16 protein-coding genes are annotated in these 22,937 nt (G+C 35.0%); 5 read left to right on the top strand and 11 right to left on the bottom strand.

Annotated elements, in window-relative coordinates:
- Positions 1–114: 114 nt before the first annotated feature.
- A complete protein-coding gene (locus A8L32_RS01935) occupies positions 115–2,871 on the top strand; it encodes a putative LPS assembly protein LptD (protein ID WP_066627319.1) in 2,757 nt (918 codons plus the stop codon).
- A gap of 166 nt (positions 2,872–3,037) precedes the next feature.
- The gene (locus A8L32_RS01930; RefSeq protein ID WP_066627133.1) at positions 3,038–3,418 is read left to right on the top strand and encodes a RidA family protein; all 381 of its coding nucleotides are present in this window, start codon (positions 3,038–3,040) and stop codon (positions 3,416–3,418) included.
- Positions 3,419–3,460: 42 nt separating this feature from the next.
- Here the strand turns inward: A8L32_RS01930 and A8L32_RS01925 are convergent, their stop codons facing one another.
- Entirely contained in the window at positions 3,461–5,239 is a 1,779-nt protein-coding gene (locus tag A8L32_RS01925) for an SLC13 family permease (RefSeq protein ID WP_066627130.1), read from the bottom strand.
- Between the two features lie 244 nt (positions 5,240–5,483).
- Between A8L32_RS01925 and A8L32_RS01920 the strand changes: the two genes are divergently transcribed.
- The 3 genes from A8L32_RS01920 (at position 5,484) to A8L32_RS01910 (ending at position 9,816) form a co-directional block, all read left to right on the top strand.
- Positions 5,484–6,551: a sensor histidine kinase gene (locus tag A8L32_RS01920; protein WP_066627128.1), complete on the top strand. Its 1,068-nt coding sequence runs from the start codon at positions 5,484–5,486 to the stop codon at positions 6,549–6,551.
- The gene (locus A8L32_RS01915) at positions 6,541–7,269 is read left to right on the top strand and encodes a LytR/AlgR family response regulator transcription factor (protein WP_066627120.1); all 729 of its coding nucleotides are present in this window, start codon (positions 6,541–6,543) and stop codon (positions 7,267–7,269) included. The genes A8L32_RS01920 and A8L32_RS01915 overlap by 11 nt, the downstream gene beginning before the upstream one ends.
- 393 nt (positions 7,270–7,662) lie before the next feature.
- On the top strand, positions 7,663–9,816 hold the full coding sequence (locus A8L32_RS01910; RefSeq protein WP_083631140.1) for a biotin/lipoyl-containing protein: 2,154 nt from the start codon (positions 7,663–7,665) through the stop codon (positions 9,814–9,816).
- A gap of 73 nt (positions 9,817–9,889) precedes the next feature.
- Here A8L32_RS01910 and A8L32_RS01900 read toward each other — a convergent pair whose 3' ends face one another.
- From A8L32_RS01900 to A8L32_RS01855, 10 genes are all read right to left on the bottom strand, one after another.
- On the bottom strand, positions 9,890–11,374 hold the full coding sequence (locus tag A8L32_RS01900; RefSeq protein ID WP_075589961.1) for a membrane dipeptidase: 1,485 nt from the start codon (positions 11,372–11,374) through the stop codon (positions 9,890–9,892).
- 207 nt (positions 11,375–11,581) lie between these two features.
- Entirely contained in the window at positions 11,582–14,032 is a 2,451-nt protein-coding gene (locus A8L32_RS01895) for a GumC family protein (protein WP_066627113.1), read from the bottom strand.
- A 65-nt stretch (positions 14,033–14,097) separates the two neighbouring features.
- The gene (locus A8L32_RS01890) at positions 14,098–14,886 is read right to left on the bottom strand and encodes a polysaccharide biosynthesis/export family protein (protein ID WP_066627316.1); all 789 of its coding nucleotides are present in this window, start codon (positions 14,884–14,886) and stop codon (positions 14,098–14,100) included.
- A gap of 337 nt (positions 14,887–15,223) precedes the next feature.
- A complete protein-coding gene (locus A8L32_RS01885) occupies positions 15,224–16,627 on the bottom strand; it encodes a sugar transferase (RefSeq protein ID WP_066627110.1) in 1,404 nt (467 codons plus the stop codon).
- A gap of 213 nt (positions 16,628–16,840) precedes the next feature.
- The gene (gene gmd, locus A8L32_RS01880; protein WP_066627108.1) at positions 16,841–18,001 is read right to left on the bottom strand and encodes a GDP-mannose 4,6-dehydratase; all 1,161 of its coding nucleotides are present in this window, start codon (positions 17,999–18,001) and stop codon (positions 16,841–16,843) included.
- 389 nt (positions 18,002–18,390) lie between these two features.
- Positions 18,391–19,257, bottom strand: coding sequence for a WecB/TagA/CpsF family glycosyltransferase (locus A8L32_RS01875; RefSeq protein ID WP_066627106.1), 867 nt, complete (start codon positions 19,255–19,257; stop codon positions 18,391–18,393).
- Positions 19,258–19,531: 274 nt separating this feature from the next.
- On the bottom strand, positions 19,532–20,734 hold the full coding sequence (locus A8L32_RS01870; protein ID WP_066627104.1) for a glycosyltransferase family 4 protein: 1,203 nt from the start codon (positions 20,732–20,734) through the stop codon (positions 19,532–19,534).
- Positions 20,728–21,783: a glycosyltransferase family 4 protein gene (locus A8L32_RS01865; protein ID WP_066627102.1), complete on the bottom strand. Its 1,056-nt coding sequence runs from the start codon at positions 21,781–21,783 to the stop codon at positions 20,728–20,730. The genes A8L32_RS01870 and A8L32_RS01865 overlap by 7 nt, the downstream gene beginning before the upstream one ends.
- A complete protein-coding gene (locus A8L32_RS01860; RefSeq protein ID WP_083631143.1) occupies positions 21,770–22,372 on the bottom strand; it encodes an acyltransferase in 603 nt (200 codons plus the stop codon). Before A8L32_RS01860 ends, A8L32_RS01865 begins: the two co-directional genes overlap by 14 nt.
- Position 22,373: 1 nt before the next feature.
- On the bottom strand, positions 22,374–22,931 hold the full coding sequence (locus A8L32_RS01855; RefSeq protein WP_066627093.1) for a serine O-acetyltransferase: 558 nt from the start codon (positions 22,929–22,931) through the stop codon (positions 22,374–22,376).
- Positions 22,932–22,937 lie beyond the last annotated feature (6 nt).

The raw sequence follows: 22,937 nt of genomic DNA, 5'->3' as shown, positions 1-22,937 counted from the left end.
ATGGTGTCATCAATTTTTATTTATTTTTGTGGCAAATTGAATCATATAACAACTATTTCATTGATTGTTTCTCTACATAAAATATACCAAGGTCGTAAACCTTACCTAATTCGAATGCCAATATTATTGGTTTTATGTTTGTTTGGGCTAAATCTATTCGCTCAAAACAATGAACTTAAACCAATCAATGAGGTCAACGACAATAATCCTATTACTGATTCTATTCCAAACTTGGCTTTAGAAGCAGATTCTCTCTCATCAATAAATGATAGCATTCCGCAAAAGTCGGCTGGTTTAGGTATTGATGCAGAAGTGCAATACACCGCTAAGGATTCAATTATTTTAAGTAATGGAAATCCTGAAAAGGGTGAATCGAGAAGAGTGTTTTTATATGGTGAAGCTGAAGTTAAATATTTAGACATTACCCTTACTGCTGCATGTATTGAATTGGATTTAGATAGTAGTTTAACCTATGCTTATGGTATTCAAGACACAGCTGGCGTAGTTACTGGCTTACCCGTTTTTACCGATAATAAAGGTTCGTACGAAATGAAAACCATTAAGTACAACTTTAAAAGTGAAAAAGCACTTATTGAGCATGTTGTTACCGAACAAGGTGAAGGTTATGTGGTGAGTAGTCTAGCAAAAAAATCGCCTGATGACTCTTTTTCCATAAAAGACGGACATTATAGTACTTGTGATAACCACGAGCATCCCCACTTTTACTTAAACATGACCAAGGCGAAGGTGATACCTGGTAAAAAAACGATTACAGGTCCTGCATATCTTGTGATTGAAGACATTCCTATTTATCCTATCGGTATACCATTTGGCTTTGTGCCAACCACCTCGAGTTATAGTTCTGGTATCATTATGCCCTCCTATGGAGAGGAGCAATCCAGGGGTTTATTTTTAAGAGATGGTGGATACTATTGGGCAGCTAGCGATTACTTTGACTTGGCAGTTACTGGAGATATCTATGCCAATAAATCTTGGGGTATTCGTGGAGCATCAAAATATAAAAAGAGATATTCGTTTAGTGGTAATTTAAGTACCAACTTTATTACTAATATATATAGTGAAGAGGATTTGCCTGATTATCGAAAAACTAAGGATTTTTCACTTATGTGGTCGCACCGTCAGGATGCCAAAGCAAATCCGTATCAAACTTTTTCGGCCAGTGTAAATTACTCAAGTAGTTCGTACGACCAAAATAACGTATCGAGTATTGTTGATCCTAACAAACTTGCAACCAACACTAAAAGGTCAAGTATTTCATACAGTCGTAGATTTGACAAAGTAGGATTTAACTTTTCTGCCAACTTATTGGCATCGCAAAACACCAGAGATACTACGGTTAGTTTTACTGCTCCAGATCTTACCTTAACTATGAATAGGAAGTTCCCTTTTAAACAAAAAAACAAAGTTGGGAGTAAAGAATCATGGTATGAAAAATTAAGTTTATCGTATACTGGTAATGTAAAAAACTACATCAATACTAAAGAATACGAATTAGGCGACAAGGCTTTTCCTCAGGATTGGCAAAATGGAGTAAAGCACTCCGTTCCTGTTTCTTTGAACTTAAAGATGTTGAAATACTTTACACTTACTCCGTCATTTAACTATACGGAAAGGTGGTATACTAAATCAACAACTAAGGAATGGGATGAAGATTTGGAAGAAATAGTTGTAGCGGATACAACTTCTGGTTTTAAACGTGTATACGATTATAGCTACTCAGTTAGTACATCTACCAAATTCTACACTTTTTATACACCTTGGAAAAAACTTTTTGGTGATAAAGTAGATAAAATTAGACATGTAATGACGCCATCGGCCAGTTTATCATATCGCCCTGATTTTGGTGATGAGAAGTTTGGCTATTACGATTGGTTCGAATACTACGACCCGCAACAAGATTCCATTATACGTCATGACTATTCAATGTACGAAGGGTCTTTATATGGCACTCCAGGTAGAGGAAAATCAGGTTCCTTGGGATTATCCTTGGCCAATACCTTAGAAATGAAAGTGAAGAGTCAGCGAGATTCAACGGGCTTTAAAAAAGTAAAATTAATCGAAGGGCTTAACTTTTCTACCTCGCACAACTTCATGGCCGACTCATTAAAGTGGTCTAGAATTAACATGAGTGGTAGAACCAAAATATTAGGTACCAACATCAACTTTGGAGCAACTTTCGACCCCTATGCAATTGATACAACTTACAATGGTGCTCCAATACGAATCAATACCTCTCACTACAAATCAACAGGACAATTAGCTCGTTTAGAATCAGCTAACCTTAACTTTGGAATATCCATTGGTTCTGAGAAAATTAAAAAGTGGATGGAAAAAAGACGAGGGGAAGGCGATGATGAAACGAATGAGGAGGAAGAAGAAGAGGAAGACGACTATGAGAGTCCCCTGGACAGAATTGATAATGTAGAAGATGAATTTGCCGATACCAGAGGCCAAAAGAAGGCCACTGTGCTGGATGATGGATACACCAAATTTGAATTCCCTTGGAACTTATCTTTAAACTATAGTTTTAGGATGGTCAATGGTGATTTTGACAAAGAGAAGATGGCCTTTAAAAAGAAGGTGACCTCTGATATCAACCTAAATGGTGACTTCTCACTAACTCCTAAATGGAAGTTCTCATTCTCATCTGGTTATAACTTTGACAGGAAAGAAATATCACATACCAACCTAAGAATTTCAAGAGATTTACACTGTTGGGGTATGAGTTTCAACTTGGTTCCTGTGGGTAGATATAAATCCTATTATTTCTCGTTAAATGTAAATTCTTCGATACTACAAGACTTGAAGTATGATAAACGAAGTAGTGCAAGAGACAACGCAGGTTTTTAAAACATAGTTAAACAAAACACCATACTCCGTTCTTGTATTCAGGAACGGATTTTTTTTGCTTATTTTTAAATAGAAAAATGAAACAAGCTATGAGAGAAAAATCGATTACAAGAGAATGACAAAACTGGCGAGTTCCATATAGTAAATAAAAACAAATATTAGTCAAATGAATAAGAAAGTAATTAACACAGAAGAGGCTCCTGCAGCCATTGGGCCCTATAGTCAGGCGATTGAAGCTAATGGTATGCTATTTATTTCGGGACAAGTACCCATAAATCCTGCTACTAGCAAAGTGGAAACAGAAACCATTACTGAACAAACAGAGCAAGTAATGAAGAATATTGAAGCCATATTAAAAGAAGCAGGCTATGGTTTTGAGCATGTAGTAAAATCAACATGCTTACTTTCGGATATGGCAGATTTTAAAGCTATGAATGAAGTATACGGAAAATATTACAATGAAAATCCTCCAGCAAGAGCTGCATTCGCTGTTAAAGAACTTCCTTTAGGCGTAAAGGTAGAGATTGAAACTATTGCCGTTAAGTAATTCTATATTGTCATAAAGCACCTTAAGGGTGCTTATTTTTTTTTACAGATACATATAGCTTAAAATAACTACGGTAACTACCATGTAAATAATAGTCAGAGGCCACCCAATCTTAAAAAAATCTTTAAAATTATAACCTCCAGGTCCGTACACCATTAAGTTGGTTTGGTACCCAATTGGGGTTAAAAAATTAGCCGCTGCAGCAAACGATACTACCAAAGCAAATGGTAATGGATTCAGTCCTAGACTATGCGCGGCCGTTAAGGAAATAGGAAATACGATGGCCACTGCAGCCTTATTCGTAATATATGCAGCCAATATGGTTGTAATTATATATATACCTGATAATACCGCTACATTTCCGAGTGGATAAAAGATAGAAATCATGAAATCTGCGATCATATCTGCCACACCAGTTTTAATCATCGCAGTGCCTAAAGCCAATGAAAGCGCTATAATAACGGCTAAGTTATAATCAATATTTTTAGGCAAATCCTTCGCATCAACTACCTTTAGTATATTAATTACCACCAACACTACCAACAACCCCATAAATAATGGGATAATATTTAAGGCTGATAAAAATATGGCTAACAAAGTACCTCCAAACAATGTCCAAACTTTGTATCTTTCAGGTTTACGAACTTCTTTCACCTTAGAAATAAGATAAAAATCCATGCTATCCTGCGAACGAGAAACAAAATCATCACCTCCCAACAAAAGAATAACATCTCCAGCCTTCAACTTCACCTCTTCCAGCTTTCCCTGAACCCTTTCACCATTGCGGTGTATGGCTAATAGTACAGAATCGTATTTACCTCGAAAGTTTACATCCTTGACTAATTTAGAAATCAATGATGAGTTATGCGAAATAACAATCTCAACTACATCTGCCCTTTTCAACTTGCTCATCATACCCACCGAAGGCAACGTCAAACCTCTGTCATCAGATAATAAGTTGGCTATATCTTCTGACTCTCCAGCAAAACGCAACAAATCTCCTCCCTCAAGTATAAAATCCTTATCGAAAACTTGAAAGGTAAATTTACCCCGAACCACTTCTGCTAAGAATAAGCCTTTCTCATTACTTAGCCCAGATTCGTCTATAGTTTTACCAACCAGTTTGGAACTCTTTCTAACCAATGCCTCTACCAAATACTTGCGCTCGGAACCAGTAATTCCAGTTCCAATAGCTCCTCTATCTGGTAATAGTTTATGGGCAAAAAAGAACAAGTATAAGAAACCTATAATTAACATAGGAAAACCAACCCAAAAGAAATCAAACATGCGTAAGGGCTCCATATCAGGAAAAATAGTTTGATCGATGACCATACCATTTACTATTAAATTGGTAGATGTTCCAATTAAAGTAACACATCCACCTAAAATAGCGGCATACGATAATGGCAATAATAATTTGGACGGTGAAATATTATTTCGTTTACTCCAATTATGCACATAGGGCATCATTACAGCCACTAAGGGAGTATTATTCAGAAAGGCAGAAAAACCTCCAATCCAAAACATGATCCGCGAAAGAAAGCCTCGATACCCACTCGTTCGAGGGAATATTCGACTGAAAAATATCTCTATCACAGATATTTGCCGAATAGCATCCCCCAAGAGCAACAACATCATTATTACCGCAATCTGCTCATTAGCAAAACCTGCCAGAATTTCGCTTGGTGTAAGCACACCAAAAAATCCTAACACCATTACTGCTACAAAAAAGGTAAAAGCTGCTCCCAATAAATCCTTATACAAGGATATAAGAATAAATACTAGTACTACAAATACTACAATTACATCAAAGTGCTGCATGTATGCGTTTAATTATTTCACCAACGAACAAAAGTAAAAAAATACTGATAAAAGCAATCTATGTTCACTGCCTATTTACTAACAATTTAACCGCATACGAACTTCCTCTAATTTCTATTTTTCTAGTTTATCGACATTTTTAAGGGGATGATAGATAAAAAAGCAGGGTTCATAGTAAAATATTGCTATCTAAGTACAAAATGATATACTTTTACCAAAGTAAGAGCGCACATATAAATATTATATGCAAAGAAAAATAAATTTAAACCTTATCGTATTACACCTATTGTGCTGGCTTCTCCTTTTTGCCAGTCCATTGTTATTTTTATATAACTTCAATATAGCTACACTACCATATAAGCAGTTGGCTATTGTTGATTCTATTATATTGGGCATCTTTTATATTAATTATTCAGGCTTAGTTCCTTTATTATTCTTCCGAAAAAGATTTGCAGTTTATATAATAGCTATCATCAGTCTTTTAGGTTTAGCTTGGTGGATTGTGAGTTATTTAGAAGTCAATTACCCTGTTGAATGCTACATGGGTCTATTTAAAAGAAACACATTATTTATAGTAAGCTCCAAAACAGTTAATACCCATTCCTACGATAATCGTTTAGCCATATTTTTGGTAGTTTCACTGGCCTTGGTAGCTATTGGTACAAGTATTAGGGCTACTGGAAGGTGGTTAAACAACGAAAAGGAAAATAATTTAATCAAGAAAGAAAAACTCAATGCGGAGTTGTCTTATTTAAAATCTCAAATTGATCCGCACTTTTTCTTCAACACCTTAAATAATATATATTCTCTAACACAATTAAAGTCAGATAAAGCTCCACAAACTATTCTGAAGCTATCAGAACTTATGCGATACAATATTTATGAGGCCGACAAAAAAATGGTTCGATTGGAGGATGAAATCAATTACGTGCAGAATTTTATTGACCTGCAAAGAATTCGCTTAGCAAAAAGTGTAGATATTGATTATTACGTACGAGGGGTTATTGGTAGCAAAATGATTGAGCCACTTATCTTTCTGCCTTTTATTGAAAACGCCTTTAAACATGGTATAGATTATGCCAATAACTGCTCCATTGATATTGAAATATCTATTGAAGATACAGAGATCACCTTGTTAGTGATTAATAATACAGGAAGTAGAAAAGAAAAAATATCAAAGCAATCGGGCGTTGGTCTCAGTAACATCAAAAAAAGGTTAGAGCTTTTATATAAAAACAGATACGATTTAAATATCAATGAAAATGATGAAAGCTTTATGGTTAAACTAATTTTATATTCAAATGGTAATTAATTGTATCGTTGTTGATGACGAACCTTTAGCACAAGATTTAATTGAAGATTATATTAAAAAAATTCCTTTTTTAAATCTTATTCAAAAATGCTCTTCGGCATTTGAAGCCTTTGATAGCTTGCGCGAAAATAAGATAGACTTAGTCTTTTTAGATATCCATATGCCTAATGTTTCTGGTTTAGATTTTATTAAAAGTCTAGAGACTAAACCTTTATTTATTTTCACCACGGCCTATTCTGAATATGCCATTGAGGCTTTTGACCTAAATGCGATAGATTATTTAGTGAAACCCATTCCATTTGATCGTTTTCTAAAAGCCACTAATAAAGCTGTAGATCATTATTCTATAAAACACAAAACGAGTGTTACAACTTCAGAAACACCTCATAAACCAAAACCTGCAAAGCCAGATTATTTCTTTATAAAAGTAGATTATAAAGAACGAAAAATAAACTTCGCAGACATTCTATATATAGAAGGATTAAAGGATTATGTAAAAATTCACTTAAGTAATAATAGCAAACCCATCATCACCCATAATTCCTTAAAAAGCATTATGAGCACACTACAAGGGAATGGTTTTGCAAGAGTTCATAAATCCTTTATTGTATCCATTCAACATATCAAATCCATTACAAAAAACCGTATTGTTATTAACGATCAGTGGATTCCTATTGGAGATAGCTTTAAGGAAGAGTTTTTAAACATGATCAAATAAACCGCCCTGTTTTATCTTTCTTTCTATCGATAAAATTGAGGTAAAAAATGATGTCTTCAATGACCTATCAAGACACCTGAAATTTGCAAAAAACAGCTTGAAATAATGTTAAATTTCATTAAAGCTAATGTAGCTTAAAATAAAACTCTGCTCTAAAACATAAACAACAAGTGATTTTGTGACGAATGCTACTTAAAACAAGATAAAAGTCATCCTTTTAGCATCCCTGAGGCAAGTAAATACAATGGGATGGTAATATTAAAGAAATATTTCTTTATATCAAAATTCATGTTGTATAATACCCAGAAACTATGATTTAAGTCTATTTTTATCGGGTACATTTATATATTTTTGTATCGAAATAATAAAGTAATAACCGTAGCAAACCAAAACATGTCACAAAAGTTATTGATTAGAGACTTAACGCTAAGAGATGGTCAGCAGTCGTTATTTGCGACAAGAATGCGACAAGAGCAAATTGATCGTGTATTACCTTTTTATAAGGACGCGAACTTTTATGCAATGGAAGTATGGGGTGGTGCAGTACCTGACTCGGTAATGCGTTACTTAAACGAAAATCCTTGGACGCGTCTTCAAACCATAAAAAAAGCGGTTGGTGATGTAAGTAAACTTACTGCACTTTCTAGAGGTAGAAACCTTTTTGGGTATACACCATATACCAACGAAATTATTGATGGTTTCTGTAAGAACGCTATCAGTTCTGGTCTAGGTATCATGCGTATCTTTGATGCTCTTAACGACATCAATAACGTTAAATCCACCATTAAGTATGTAAAACAACATGGAGGTATTGCTGACTGTGCTGTTTGTTATACTATTGATCCTGAATACCCAACTCCTCCTAAGAAAAAAGGATTAGCCGGATTATTAGGAAAAAGAGAAGAAGGCCAAAAGCCTGTATTTACTGATGAGTATTTCATTAATAAAGCGAAAACTTTAGAAGGTCTTGGAGCCGATATGATTACCATCAAAGATATGAGTGGTCTTATTCCTCCAGCACGTGTATATAAATTAGTTAAAGAATTCAAGAGCAACGTATCTGTTCCTGTTGATTTCCATACACACTGTACTCCAGGATATGGATTAGCTGCAGTTCTTTCTGCTGTAATGGCAGGTGTTGATATTGTAGATACAAACAACTGGTATTTTGCAGGTGGTCCTGCTGCTCCAGCCATTGAATTAATTTACCTTTTCACTAAGAAATTAGGCATTGAAATGGACGTTAACATGGAGGCTGTTGCAAAAATCAACCAAGAGTTAAAAGAAATTAGAACAGAGTTAGCAGACGTTGATGGTGTTAAGATTTTTCCTAATCCATTCAACCCATTAACTGATACTGTTGATGCGGCTATCGATGCTGAATTTGACAAAGCTATTGCTGCTGTTAAAACAGGTGATGACGATGCTTTATTATTAGCTTGTCACGCTATTGAAGATCACTTTAACTTCCCAAAACCAAACGACTTGGTTAAGGATGCTGAAATACCTGGAGGGATGTATACTAACATGGTAGCTCAGTTAAAAGCGCTTCAATCAGAGGATATCTTAGAAGATGCCATGAAGTTAATTCCTACGGTTCGTATGGATGCTGGTTTACCTCCTTTGGTAACTCCAACTTCTCAGATTGTAGGTGCTCAAGCGGTTAACTGTGCAATGGACCTTAAAAAAGGTGATGCTATGTACACTAACGTATCTAACCAATTCATCAGCCTTGTAAAAGGTGAATATGGTGAAACTCCAATTGACATTAAACCTGAGTTCCGCGAGAAAATTTGCGGTCACAGAGATAAAAGAGAATTTGATACTTCTACTTATAAAATGCAACCAAATCCTGTATTAGAGGATTGTGGAGGTGTTAAGTTAGCAGAAACCGAAGAGGAAGTATTGTTAATTGAGTTATTCCCAATGGTGGCTAAAGGATACCTTAAAGGTGTTAAAAAAGCGGCGTGGGAAGCAAAACAAGCAAGTGCTCCTAAAGCTGAGACAACTGTTGCTGCACCAAAAGCTGCTGCTAAAACTGCCACAGGTAAAAAGGTGACTGCTCCAATGCCAGGTAAAGTTTTACAATATCTTGTAAAACCAGGTGATAAAGTAGAAAAAAATCAAGCTGTTGCTGTACTTGAAGCTATGAAGATGGAAAACAGTATTACTTCTAGCTTTGCAGGTTATGTAAATAACTTATTAGCTGAAGAAGGTGAAACTGTTGCTGCTGATGCTGCTATTATGGATATCGTAAGTGAGTTAGCTGCACCAGCTGCAGAGCCTACTAACGGTAATGGTAAAGCTGCTCCTGTTGTTACAGGACCAACTAAAGCGGTTACAGTGCCAATGCCAGGTAAAATTCTTGATATTCAAGTAAACGTAGGTGATGCTGTATCTAAAGGACAAGTAGTTGTTATTTTAGAAGCCATGAAAATGGAAAATAGCATTACATGTGACTTTGCTGGAACTGTTGCTGAAGTTACAGTAGAGGTTGGTGATACGGTTGCGGCCGATACTAAAGTATTAGCGATTGCTCAAGGTTAATTCAACCTTAAACTAAAATACAAAAGCCACTGCTCAATTTGAACAGTGGCTTTTTTTATGCTTCAACTTTAGGCTAATGGTAATGCTTAATCACAAAATCGTATACATTATCATACATCAGTTTATCTAAAATTTCTTCAACACCTAAACTACCTCTCAACTGATTAAAAAGATCCACAGTAGGTAAGTAATCCGCTAAGGCCTCTCGAAGTTTTGGCAACTCATCAGAAACGATAAAAGCATCTACTGGATTAATCATTCCATCAAAGTCTGTTCCTAAAGAAATACAATCCCAAACGCTGGCTTTTTCTGCCTCCTCAATATCCTCATTAGAATGCACAGCCTGAACTATTGCCAAAACATTTTTAGCAAACTGCTCTGTCCAGAACTTGACCACATTGGCTCTATTGTTACGAATATCCGATCGCTTAAAATCTTTAGACTCATCAATTACATCGTCACCAGAAAGGATGCGTTGATCCAGGTTAACGCCTATAATTCCTCCAGACTTAAAAATCATTTTAATCTCTTCGTCCGATAAATTGATGCTCCAAGGATTAAATTCTTTAGACTTCTCATACTTATTCTTGTCTTCATCGGGTATCTCAATGGAATCTAACATGCTCTTATGATTACCATAACCCATATGGCTCGCTATGATAGGAATTTTATCTGCATCACTTTTCTCATTATTATACTCTGATATCTTTTGATAGTACCAAATACGGGCACTAATGCTCATATGCTTTGTATCAATGAGGATACGCCTCCCATTCCCTTCAAACTCATTAATTCCCAAAAGGCAATCAATAACCTTCTCCCCTCTTTCGTTAACTGGAAGATTTAATCCTACTTGTTGATGCAAGACTGTTGACGCTACTCCATCTGGAATACTTCGTGCCTGACCTACCATACCATTATAAAAATGATGCGCTAAAGTAATATACATCGGCGGATGAGCCCATTTTTTTACTTCTGCAATATTATTTAAAGTACTTTGGTGCACAACAGGATCATCAATCAACTGTTTGGCATTACCTGAAACCAAGGCATGGCTTCCTTCAATCGTCGGCACATAAACTATGGTATGCTCATCATCCTTAGCTTCCTCCACATCTGAAGCATCTGTAGCCACAATATACTTCCATTTATCTCCTTTATAAGGATGGGGCTTATTGCTTCCCTCCGTAAGGAACTGATACTCCTTGTTTAAATATTCAAAGTAGTTAAAAGTAGAGGATTGCACCTTATTGATATATCGCACGGGAAGATGACTGACAACTTGCTTAGCAATAATGTCTGAAACAACTCCCGTTCCTAAAAACTTAGGATTAAGCCAGGCCTGTTCCAAAGGATACAACGATGCTAGTACCAAGCGAACATTACCTCTAATTAAGGCAGGTATACTGGTTTGGAAATATTCCGGAAAGCCACTCTTTCGTTGGCACTTCTTCGGTGGGTTATCCCACCACATATTATTTTTTCGTTTTTTATTGGCTTCCTTGTAAGCAAATGGGTGCATCGTTGGATGACAATGTAAATCTGCAATTGGTTTCATAGTTGTAGTTCTTTTCTATTAGTATATCAAGTCGCTACTTTTTCAGTTCATATTAAGGATAAACGGTATAAACTTCAAAGAATCTTGATATAAGAAAGTCAAATTTAAAGAACATAAGATAATATACAAACGATATGTAGATTATATGTATAAAAAAGCCCTTGCTCAATATATGAACAAAGGCTTCTCTTAATTTCTATTATTCTTTTATGCTCTTGAAAAGGGATTAAAGAGTCTTTTCTTTAAGCCTTTCTTTTTATCATCATCTTCGTAATAACCATAACCGTAGTTGTAATTACCATACGATGAATAACCATATCCAGTGTACACAGTATCATTAAATACAACACCAACATTTTTCACTCGTTGATCCGCACCAATATTATTAATGTATTTAATCTGGTTACGATTACTATAACCTTGACGTAAGATAAACAAGTTTACATTCGCATGTTTACCAGCTAAAATACCATCCGCCACCAAGGTAACTGGAGCATTATCCATGACAACAAAATCAAAGTACTGTTTCGCTTTTTCAATAAAAGCTTCCATTTTACCATTGCCTATCAATGCTGATGGGTTTGGTGGAATTGGCCCAGAACTTGCGTAACACAGATTTTCAAATTCTGTTTGTATAATAATGTCATCAAAGTTATCCTCACCCACTAGGTAGCTAGACAGTCCTTTATCATTTCTGTCATTAAAGATATCGTGTAAACGCGGTTTTCTTAAATCACATCCTATCAGTAAAACCTTTTTATGATCAGATGCAATACTTGCCGCTAAATTCACTGCACTAAATGATTTACCCTCTCCTGGAAACATAGAGTGAACAGCGATCACACGATGATCGAAATCTTTATAGATATGCTGCATTCCGATTCTTAAGCCTCTAAAATTCTCGGCAATACCCGAACGGGGATACTCATATACTGGTAACTCAGTTTTATATTTGTTATGCGCTACCTCCCCAACGAAAGGTACCTTAAGGCTCTTTTCTATTTCTTCTTTAGATTGAATGGTTTCATTAAAATAATCGCCAATCACAATAAATAAAAATGGAATAGCCAATCCTCCTATTAATCCAATAATTAAGTTAATCATGGTTTTAGGCCCTACTTGAACAGCTGACTCGTATCGAGCTGGATCTAACACATAGGCATCTGGCACATTAGATGCTGTGGTAATAGCTGCCTCTGCTCTTTTCTCCAACAAAAAAGTATATAACTCATTATTCAAATCAAAACTACGTTTGATATTAATTAATTCCTGCTCGGTTTGTGGAAGTCCTGCCAATTCCATGTTAATTCTTGAAATACGTACATCAAATGATTTTAACTCCTGTTCTGAGTTAATCAATAAGTTTTTCAAGTTTTCCTCCAATGATTGTAAAGTTGAATTAATCTCTTGATCAATCATTAACATACCAGGGTTGTTCTCCTTAGCTACAAAGGACCAGTTTGACTTTCTGTTATATAATTCCGTTAATCTCACCAACTGAGAGTTTAAAGCTACATCCGTTATTCCCATTACAGAAGGAGCTACAATCAAATCGGCTCGCTCTGCACTTCCCATATAACTCTGTAAGCTTCTATAGTAATCCACACGTTGGTTTACCGCCGCACGCTGAGATTCTAACTCCTCTAACTTCTCAACCACCAGGTCTGCTTCCTGACTTAAATTAACAATTCCATTTTTAGATCTAAATTCCGTAAAGTTTTTACCCGCTAAATCCAATGAATCTACCAATTGTATTAATTGAGCATCAATAAAATTTACCGTATTTTCTGAAGTACGGTTTTTCTGGCTTAAACCATAATCCATATATACTTTTACCAGTTCATTCAGGAAATCTACCCCCCTAATAGGGTTTACATCTTTTACAGTTAAGTTAATACCTTCTGCTTTTTTACTCGCCAAAGCAACCGAAGTATTTCTCTGGTAAGACTTGGCCATGCCTTCTAAATCATTAAAGCAAAAATAATAGCTATCTACATTGACTCTGGAAATCAATAAATTCTGGATAGAAAACTCCTCTACTTTATTTTCAAGTTTTACTGGCTCCTCTGTACTAATTATGGTAAAGTTGAAAAAATCACTTTCATACGGAACCCCATATTCAATAATTTCTTCAAATTCAATATGTGTAACGATGCCTTTAATACTTACTTTATCTTTAACAGATATTGTACACAACTTATTAGATATAGGAATGACATTTATTTTAACACCTTCCAGGTTTACCTTGCTTTCATCCTGTTGAATAATATAAGGACTGTTTTTATATAAACTCTTATCTATTAACAACCCTCTTTTATACCAGGATACATTTAAACTCAAGTTACCTAATGCTTCGCGAACAAGCGTGTACGACTGTAACATCAATAGATGATTCTCGATATTACTCTTACCCCCTAAACCTACATCTTCAAACATAGCACTCATACCCATGTTCGCAGATTCTTCATTGACTAAAACCGTACTATTCACCTCAAAGGTAGGAGACGTTGATTTACTGAGGTACATTCCAATACCAGACCCTATTATTCCAAAAAGCAAAAACCATCGCCATTTAGCTAACATCTTAAAAAGAAACGCCTTTATATCAACACTTTCTTCCTCCTGAAGATATTCCATTATTTCATTTACATCTCGCATAGCAACTATTCAATTTTTTATGCACTAATTTGTTTATTTCCTGTTGTGTATGTGTTGACTAAAAACTATTCTATATAGTTTAATAATAATATTAAGGTAGAAACCGATGACAAAATCAAAGTATAAACAGGCAAATTAATCTTTAATTTTTTACTGTTATCTGGCTCAACATAAACCACATCATTAGGCTGTAAATAATAGGCCTCCGACTGTAAAAACTTTTTACCAGATGACATATCAATACGATAACTCTTGGTTCCCTTTTCAGTTTGACGTAGCACCAATACTTCATCTATACTGCTATAATCCGTTTCGCCGCTAGCCATACTAATACCATCCAGCACTGTAACAAAACTATTATAATTATAATACACGCCTGGCCTTTTCACCTCACCCATTATCGTAATCTTATAATTGAGTAGTTTTAATTTTATAGTCGCATCTTTGATATACTTATCTGCTTCCACTTGCATCATTTCACGCGCCTCTTCTAAAGTTTTGCCAATGACTTTTACAGAGCCTAAAATGGGCATTTCAATTTCACCTTGTAAGTTTACCTGAAAACCATTTAGGTATTGACTGGATAAATCACCATAGTTTTGTTGAGTACCACTATTGAAACCCGTTCCTTTGGCAGGGTTAAACAAAGCATTAATCTCAGGGTTCATGGTTTGAATATCCACATATAAATTATCGTTTTCTCTCAGCCTATAAATGGATGCAGGGGCAGGTATGCCTTCTTGTAATTCTTCGTTTTCTATATCGCTAAGGTAAGTGAGTTCCTTATTTGATTTACAAGAGGTATACAGTCCAACTGTAACAATCATCAAAAGAAAATAAATGGTTTTTTGCATGGGTAATTTAATTAGGTTATTTGTTTGTTTATCGACTTTGTAAAAGTTATAATTCACTTTTAAAAGGCCGCAATTTAATACTTATTCTACAGTTGTAGTTTATTATTATTCAGGGCTTGATTGAAGTACACTTTTTGTTGATTAATTGATTTTAATGAGGGTTTAAAGATAAGAAAAAAGGTATACCGCTTTAGTGGTACCATGATGTAACTAGGTACTGGTTTATACTTTATTGAAATACGATGAATCACTCATCCTAATTCCGTTTTCCCGGCTGTCTTTCAACTTTCCAAATCACCAATCACTATTGACAATTCCCTAATGACTAAGCGCTATATTATTGCCCATCTTTAACCACCATTACCTTAAACGTTTTAAGGAATAGCATAAAATCTAGCTTTAGGGACCAAGTATCTATATACTGCATATCCATTTTCATCCACTGCTCAAAAGGAATATCATTTCTTCCTGATACTTGCCAGATACAAGTAATGCCTGGTTTCATACTTAATCTACGACGCTGCCAACGCTCGTACTCTTCCACTTCTTTGGGTACAGGAGGACGAGGACCAACAATACTCATTTCGCCTTTTAGTACGTTAAAAAACTGAGGCAATTCATCCAATGATGACTTACGTAGAAAGCGCCCTACTTTTGTGACTCTAGGATCATCTTTCATCTTAAAAACGGGTCCTTCCTGCTCATTCTGATCCATCAAAGAATCCTTCAGATCCTCTGCATTGGTGACCATCGTTCTAAACTTTAAACAAAAGAACTTACGGCCATTCTGTCCCACTCTAACTTGCTTGAAAAAAATCGGTCCTCCATCATCTATTTTAATGCTTATGGCAATAAACAGCAACACTGGCGATATAAGTAAGAGTATTAAAAAGGCTCCTATATAATCCATTATGCTCTTCATCTTTAAAGCTAAATAGTTATTAGGCGTACTCATAAAAGTAAGGAAAGGAAGTTGATTAAAATACGACATGTACGACCGTCCTCCTACCAAACTCAAAAGTTCTGATTGCATCCTAAAGGTAACACCTACCTCGGCACATAAATTTACCAAATCTCTTATTTTATCCTGGTTAAAATCCCCTTTACAAAACATGACTTCATCCACTACACCCTCATCAATAATGGTGGGTAAACTTCCGTTATCTGGTATTATTTGAAAGCGATGTCCATATTTCTTTTCCACCACAGGACTATTGGTGACGATAAATAAAAGCTTGTATCCCCAATCTTTAGTTTCAATGATTCTGTCAATAAAATAAATAGAATCCTTATCGGCAATAATAATAACATGTTTGTAATTATATCCTCTGCCCCTAAGTATCTTCATGGTTTTATAAGCCATTGCCTTGTATACAAATAATACAAAGAAATTTATGCCCATAAAACTAACCATCACCCAACGAGAAATGTCTTGCATCTCCAGTATTCCTGCTACAATAAACAACAAGGCATTCCCAATTCCTACCACCGAAAAATATTCAAAAAAGATATATGAATACATTCTAGTACGTGCCATACGGCCCATTCCTAAATGATCCAACAGGACATACCAAATAGGCAAAATCAGAATAAAAATAATTTGATACTCTCGAAGTCCACCCTGGGTAGGATTTATGTATAAATCATTTATTAACCATGCTATATAGAAGCATCCCATACTCAACAAAGCCTGGAATATAACACTTCCTCTTTCTATTACTTTTTCTCTCTCTCGTATCATAACAAAGTAGGTTTTGGTTTAAATAATAATAATAATAATAATAATAGGTGTAAATAATAAAGAGCATAAACATTCAGCTCTAGGGTACGATCATCAACAGGTGCAATAGTTTGACGTTGTATTACAAGTCATATCATCACACATAACGCTTAAAGTATTACTTATAATACAACTTTTATATCATTACCCTATCCACCCATACATGACATTTTTTTATTCAAAATAATTTAAAGTGTTATAACCACCTTCTTTTAAATAAGCATCCTTTTTAAAGAGCTTTACATCCGACTGCATCATATCTTTAACTAATCCTGCTAAATCGTATTCAGGAGTCCAATCTAATACTGTATTTGACTTGGTTGGGTCTCCAATTAACAACTCTACTTCAGTAGGACGGAAGTATTGTGGATCAACACTCACAATAACTTTTTCCTCGCTTGCACAAGCTTTGATGTGCGCCAAATATTTTTCACCCACCTTTTCAATAAACAAAGACTCATCAACACCCACTATATGCGCTGTTTCGTCTGCATCATTTCCTCTAAACTCTAATTTTAACCCCAGTTCTTCAGCTGCCAATCGAATAAAATCTCTAATAGTAGTGGTTATACCTGTGGCTATTACATAATCAGAAGGTTTATCTTGTTGTAAGATGGCATGCATGGCTCTTACATAATCCTTAGCATGTCCCCAATCTCTTTTAGAGCTAAGGTTACCCATATATACTCTCTCTTGCATTCCTAAAGCAATACGACTCATGGCACGCGTTACTTTACGGGTAACAAAAGTTTCGCCACGGATAGGTGACTCATGGTTAAATAAAATACCATTGGATGCATGCATATCATAAGCTTCTCGGTAATTTACTGTAATCCAATAAGCATACATTTTTGCCACTGCATATGGCGAGCGTGGATAAAACGGCGTAGTTTCCTTTTGAGGAACCTCCTGCACCAAACCATACAACTCAGAAGTAGAGGCTTGATATATTTTTGTTTTTTGGCATAATCCCAATAACCTAACGGCCTCAAGTATGCGCAGTGTTCCAATACCATCGGCATTGGCTGTATATTCAGGTGTATCAAAGCTCACTTTTACATGACTCATCGCTGCCAGGTTGTATATCTCATCAGGTTGAACCTCTTGAACAATACGAGTTAAATTCATACTGTCGGTCATATCACCATAATGCAATACAAAATTACGATTTTCTACATGTGGATCTTGATATAAATGATCTATCCTATCCGTATTAAATAATGAACTTCTACGCTTAACACCATGAACGATATAGTTCATTTTTAATAAATACTCTGCCAGGTATGCACCATCTTGACCTGTTACCCCTGTTATCAAAGCTACTTTTTGTGACATTACTTTTATTTAATATTGGCCATTAGCGAATAGCTTTTAGCCTATTGGTTATCTGTTTGTTTATGAATTATTCTGTAGTTATAGTTAATTAGTCAATAGTTAGTGGCCATTAGTTATTGGTCAGTAGTGAGTAACTTATATTTTTTGATGATGCGTACATAACAAAGCTTAAAACACACATTAGTGTTTTTTTACTTCCTCTCTACGCAAGCGACAACTAAATACTACCACAGCACCTCCGCACCTCCTAAGGTCATCATATACTCACTCTACTCCCATAATCTATTTAACTAATGATCTATTAGGATAATAGCTATCAACCTTTCACTTTTACTCCTGATCTTTAAACCCTTATACCTTATTTTTTGAACCTTTATAACAATAAACCCTTAAACCTTGGTTCGTTCTTCCTTCTTAGAAGAGCCTTCCATAAGGTTATAATGTGCATTTAGGTCTAAATCTGCAGAAGTACCCAGCTCTGGCTGATGTATTTTATATTTGCTTGGGAATAATTTGCGTTTTAGTCTTTTTCTGATGCCATATTTTTTCTTGAAAATATCGATAAAAATGACCGGTGTACTCACAAAGTAACGATGAAACATACGTCGTGGCTCCTGTACAAAACGACCAAACCATTCCAGTTTGTTATTTATCATCCATTCTGACGGCCTATTTTTAGTACCCGCGTAAAAATCAAATACCGCACCAATGGAGCAAATAATAGGCACATTTATTTCATCCTTATACTGATGTACCCATTTCTCCTGCTTGGGTGCTGTCATACCCACAAAAAGCACATCTGGCTGAAACATATTCACCACCTTACACATAACTTCGCTTTCTTCTTTAGAAAACTCATGTACAAAAGGAGGCGAATAAGCACCAACCAATACATTGTAGTAATCTGTATGTAAACGTCGGTCTATTAATTCCAGTGTTTCAGGCTGAGCGCCTAAAAAGAAACAAGATCCATGTTTAACATTTAATTCTTTTAGTAAGTGGGTAAACATATCGTAACCCGCAATTTTTTGTATTTTACTACCTAAAAGGGTCTTAGCTCCAAACACCACAGCTTCTCCATCAGGCAACAAAATATCAGACTTCTTTAAGGCTTCCCTAAACTGTTTATCCTTTTTGGCTACAGTGTAAGAATGACCATTCAGCGTATTGATTACCACCTTATTAAAACAAGTTAAATCATCTAACTTGCCTCCATAAACGCGATAACCTAACAAATCAGTGTTAGATAAATACATAAAATAAGTTTTTCAAGATTATAAAGGTTTAAAGCAATTTAGTTCCAATAGCTCACCTCCTTTTCAAGGAGAAATACAGCGAAGAATGAGTGGGGAGGTGCTTATTTTTAAATGAAAAATAAGCCGAACCTTATCATATTCTTCTTTCCCTTATGCTTTAAGTGTTATTATACCTGCATATTAAATACAGTAATAGACAATACCAACATGGTATGGGTTTATTGTAGTGTTGATTTTAAATAATGTAGTCGTAATATAATTCAATGTATGCTTACTAAACTAAGCTTTTATATATTTCAAGCATCTTACTGCTGTTACTTTGCCAAGACACTTCTTCAACTCTATCAAAAGCTCCTTCAGACAACTTCTTTAATAACTTCCTATTGTTGTGTAGTTCTATTATTTTTTCTTTAAATACTTGGATACTGTGCGCTATTCCTAACATTTCAACGGTAAAACCACATGTGTCATTAATGATATCTCCTTGACCACAGGTTTTATGGCATAATACAGGTAATCCCATTGAAATTGCTTCTAAAACAGCGGTTCCTGTTGCCTCAAACAGGCTTGTAAATAACAACAAATGTGCATTATTTAGTGCATCCTGCACCTCCGCATGTGCTAGCCACCCATGAAAAGTTACATTTTCTGAACATTCAATTGAAGCTATCTCTTTCTTATCAATACCATACACATGTAATTCAATATTATAATCAGATAATTGCTTAAATACCTCAATTGCAATTGACAAAGCCTTTCGTTCATCGTTTTTGCCTACCCAGATCACCTTAAGAGTTTTAGCACTATAATCCTTTTGTATTAAGGTATCTTCAAATAGCTTGGCTCCAACCTCGGAAATAATAGGAATATCCCTTTTTACTATGGCTGATAAAACTTCTTTTGCTGCAGAATTACATGCAACTATAGCATTTACTTGTTGTATTGGCTTTTTGATATATGGTAGTTGAACTTGCCACATATTAATAAACTGTTTTATACTTTGTTTTAAGGCTTCCTTTTTCCCGTACAAAGCTAAATAATTATTAGGAACACCACCAAAACCACCAATAGGACCCCAAACCTTTGGTATACCATTAATTTTCCATAATAAACCCGGCTCCCTATATCCCACCATATTTAATTGATGAATAATATCAACTTTTTCCTTCTTAATTATTTCTTGAGCAATATTAAGAGTACTTTTCTGCCATTTTCTGTAATGATAGTAGAAACGCCAATCACCCTGGTTCCAGCACATAGTTTGAACCTCCTCAGAAACTGGATTATAATAGAATTGTATGCGATCTTTTAACTGATGTTGCTCTAAATAATCTTCAATTTCCTTTTCCCACTCTCCTTCTGTTATAACATATAATTTGCAATCTTGAGCAAGATTAATTATCCAGTTCCAGGCCATTCCGGGTTCAGAACCTTTTATCGGTGAGCACGCGTAAGCGTTTATTAATATACTTAACATTTGTTTAGTACTTTTGAATAAATCTTATCCAGTTTATTATTGATGATATCTTGATTAAATTCACCATTAACATACTTATCCGACTCAATTACCATTTGTTCTCTCAAACATTTATTATCAATTAATTCCTCAATTTGCTGGGATAATATATTTATATCTCCAACTGGAAATAATAACCCATTCTTCCCGTCTATAACAATATCAGGGATCCCTCCTACAGGAGTAACTATGCAGGGAATACCATAAGCCCAGGCATCAAGAACACCCATTGGAAAACCTTCTCCATCACTAGCCAAACAATAAATAGATGCACTTTGAAATTGTCTTTCTTTTTCATTTCCAGACACCCATCCCAAAAGTTCAATTTGATTACGAATACCAAGCTTATCTGCCAGTAATTTGGCCATTTCAATTTCACCATTACCTGCAAAAACAATTTTCCAACTAGGATATTTATCAGCAATAGATGCAAAAGCTCTTAAAAGTACTCCATATCCTTTTCGTTCAATCAAGGTACCCGCGAATAATATATTGTTCTTCCTATTGGTATCAATCCGATCTACAATAGGACAAGGATTATATAAGACTTCAATATTTTTATATAATCCCAATGCTGCCTTTATCCATACCTGCCATTGTTTTGATAATACCAGTACTAAATCGGTACTCGAAAAAAGTTTGCGATAAAGTTTTTGATTTGCGGATTCAAATAGAAACTTTTCATTAGATGGATGGAAATGAAATATTACTTTCTTATTCATCCATTTTGCAAGGTAATAAAACACTTGCTTTCTTTTTGCAGAACCAGTTGTTGCAATATGAATATGAACCAAATCATAGTTAGGAAGTAAACACATGTATTGGCTCAAGGAAAAAATAAAATATGCAATCTTTCTTAAAGCATTTCCATCCCTATGTGTCTCTATCCATTTACAATGGTATTTTTTCCATTGTTTACCCTGCTCGTGTGCTTTAACTACAGAAGTAATACCCCCACGTGTTTTGCGGGAGGTGGCAACGATTAATACTTTTGGGTTATTTCGTGGCATATTTAGCTCTTAATTCTTCTAATTCGACACGTGAATAACACTTATTTGCTTCATATAAATTGCATTCATGTGCTAATATTTCATCAATTGTAAATCTGTATTTTAAGACCTTTGCAGGTACACCTCCAATAATGGCATATGGTGGAAATTGATTATTTACAACTGCCCCAGCTGCAACTACACTACCTCGCCCAATTATAGCCCCCATCAAAACTGTCACATTTGCCCCGACCCATACATCGTCTTCGATTAGTACCTCTTTATCATTGGCCGGTAATTTATCATGAGAATCTATAATATTTTTCCCAATAACATCAATTCTATGGTTACCCGTAACTATTGTTGGTGCTGGACCAAAAATTACTTTATTACCAATTGTCAAAGGAGCTTCAGTACAAAATATATGTGCAAAACGGGGTATACTTACGTGGTTACCAATAGATAAATTCTCCAATCCAAAGAACACGGAGCTACTAGGTCTTAAACTTACATTCTGACCGACTTTACACATTTTACTTTTATATATAAAACTTAAAATCCTATCATATATATATTCCGGTAATTTAAATAATTTAATTATTAAATCCATATTAAACATTTTTACCATCCTTTTTTATGATTACTGCGGGAATTCCAGAAACAACACAGTTATCAGGTATATCTTTAACTACAACAGAATTAGCTCCAATAACAACATTGTTTCCAATTTTCACTTCACCAAAAATTTTTGCTCCCAATCCGAAATAACAATTATCACCTACTGTAACCCAACTACCATCATCATTAATATTCTTATTACCTATAACAACACCAGGAAGCAATGTGCAATTCTTGCCAATTTTACAACACTTTTTCACATGTACAAAATCTCCTGTATGAAAGATTCTTAATCCTGGTCCAATGGTATTTGGGTAAATCGTAAAGCGCAATTTAAAACCCAAACGTTTATATCTAAAAAAATGATATAAGAATAACAACTTTGATTTGCCTGTATTTTTGTAAAATTCTACAAATCTAAGCTGACATTGGTATTTGTATATATACCAAACTTCATTATGAAGGATTTTATCTTTTAAACTTGGTATAGTTTCAAAACGTCTAGAATCCTCTAGTAAATATTTTCTCAACTCCTCTTTTGATAGTATCATAATATT

Source organism: Labilibacter marinus (genome assembly GCF_001659685.2).
Taxonomy (GTDB): domain Bacteria; phylum Bacteroidota; class Bacteroidia; order Bacteroidales; family Marinilabiliaceae; genus Saccharicrinis; species Saccharicrinis marinus.
The sequence above is the reverse complement of the archived record's forward strand: the minus strand, read 5'-3'. Positions and strand labels throughout refer to the sequence as shown.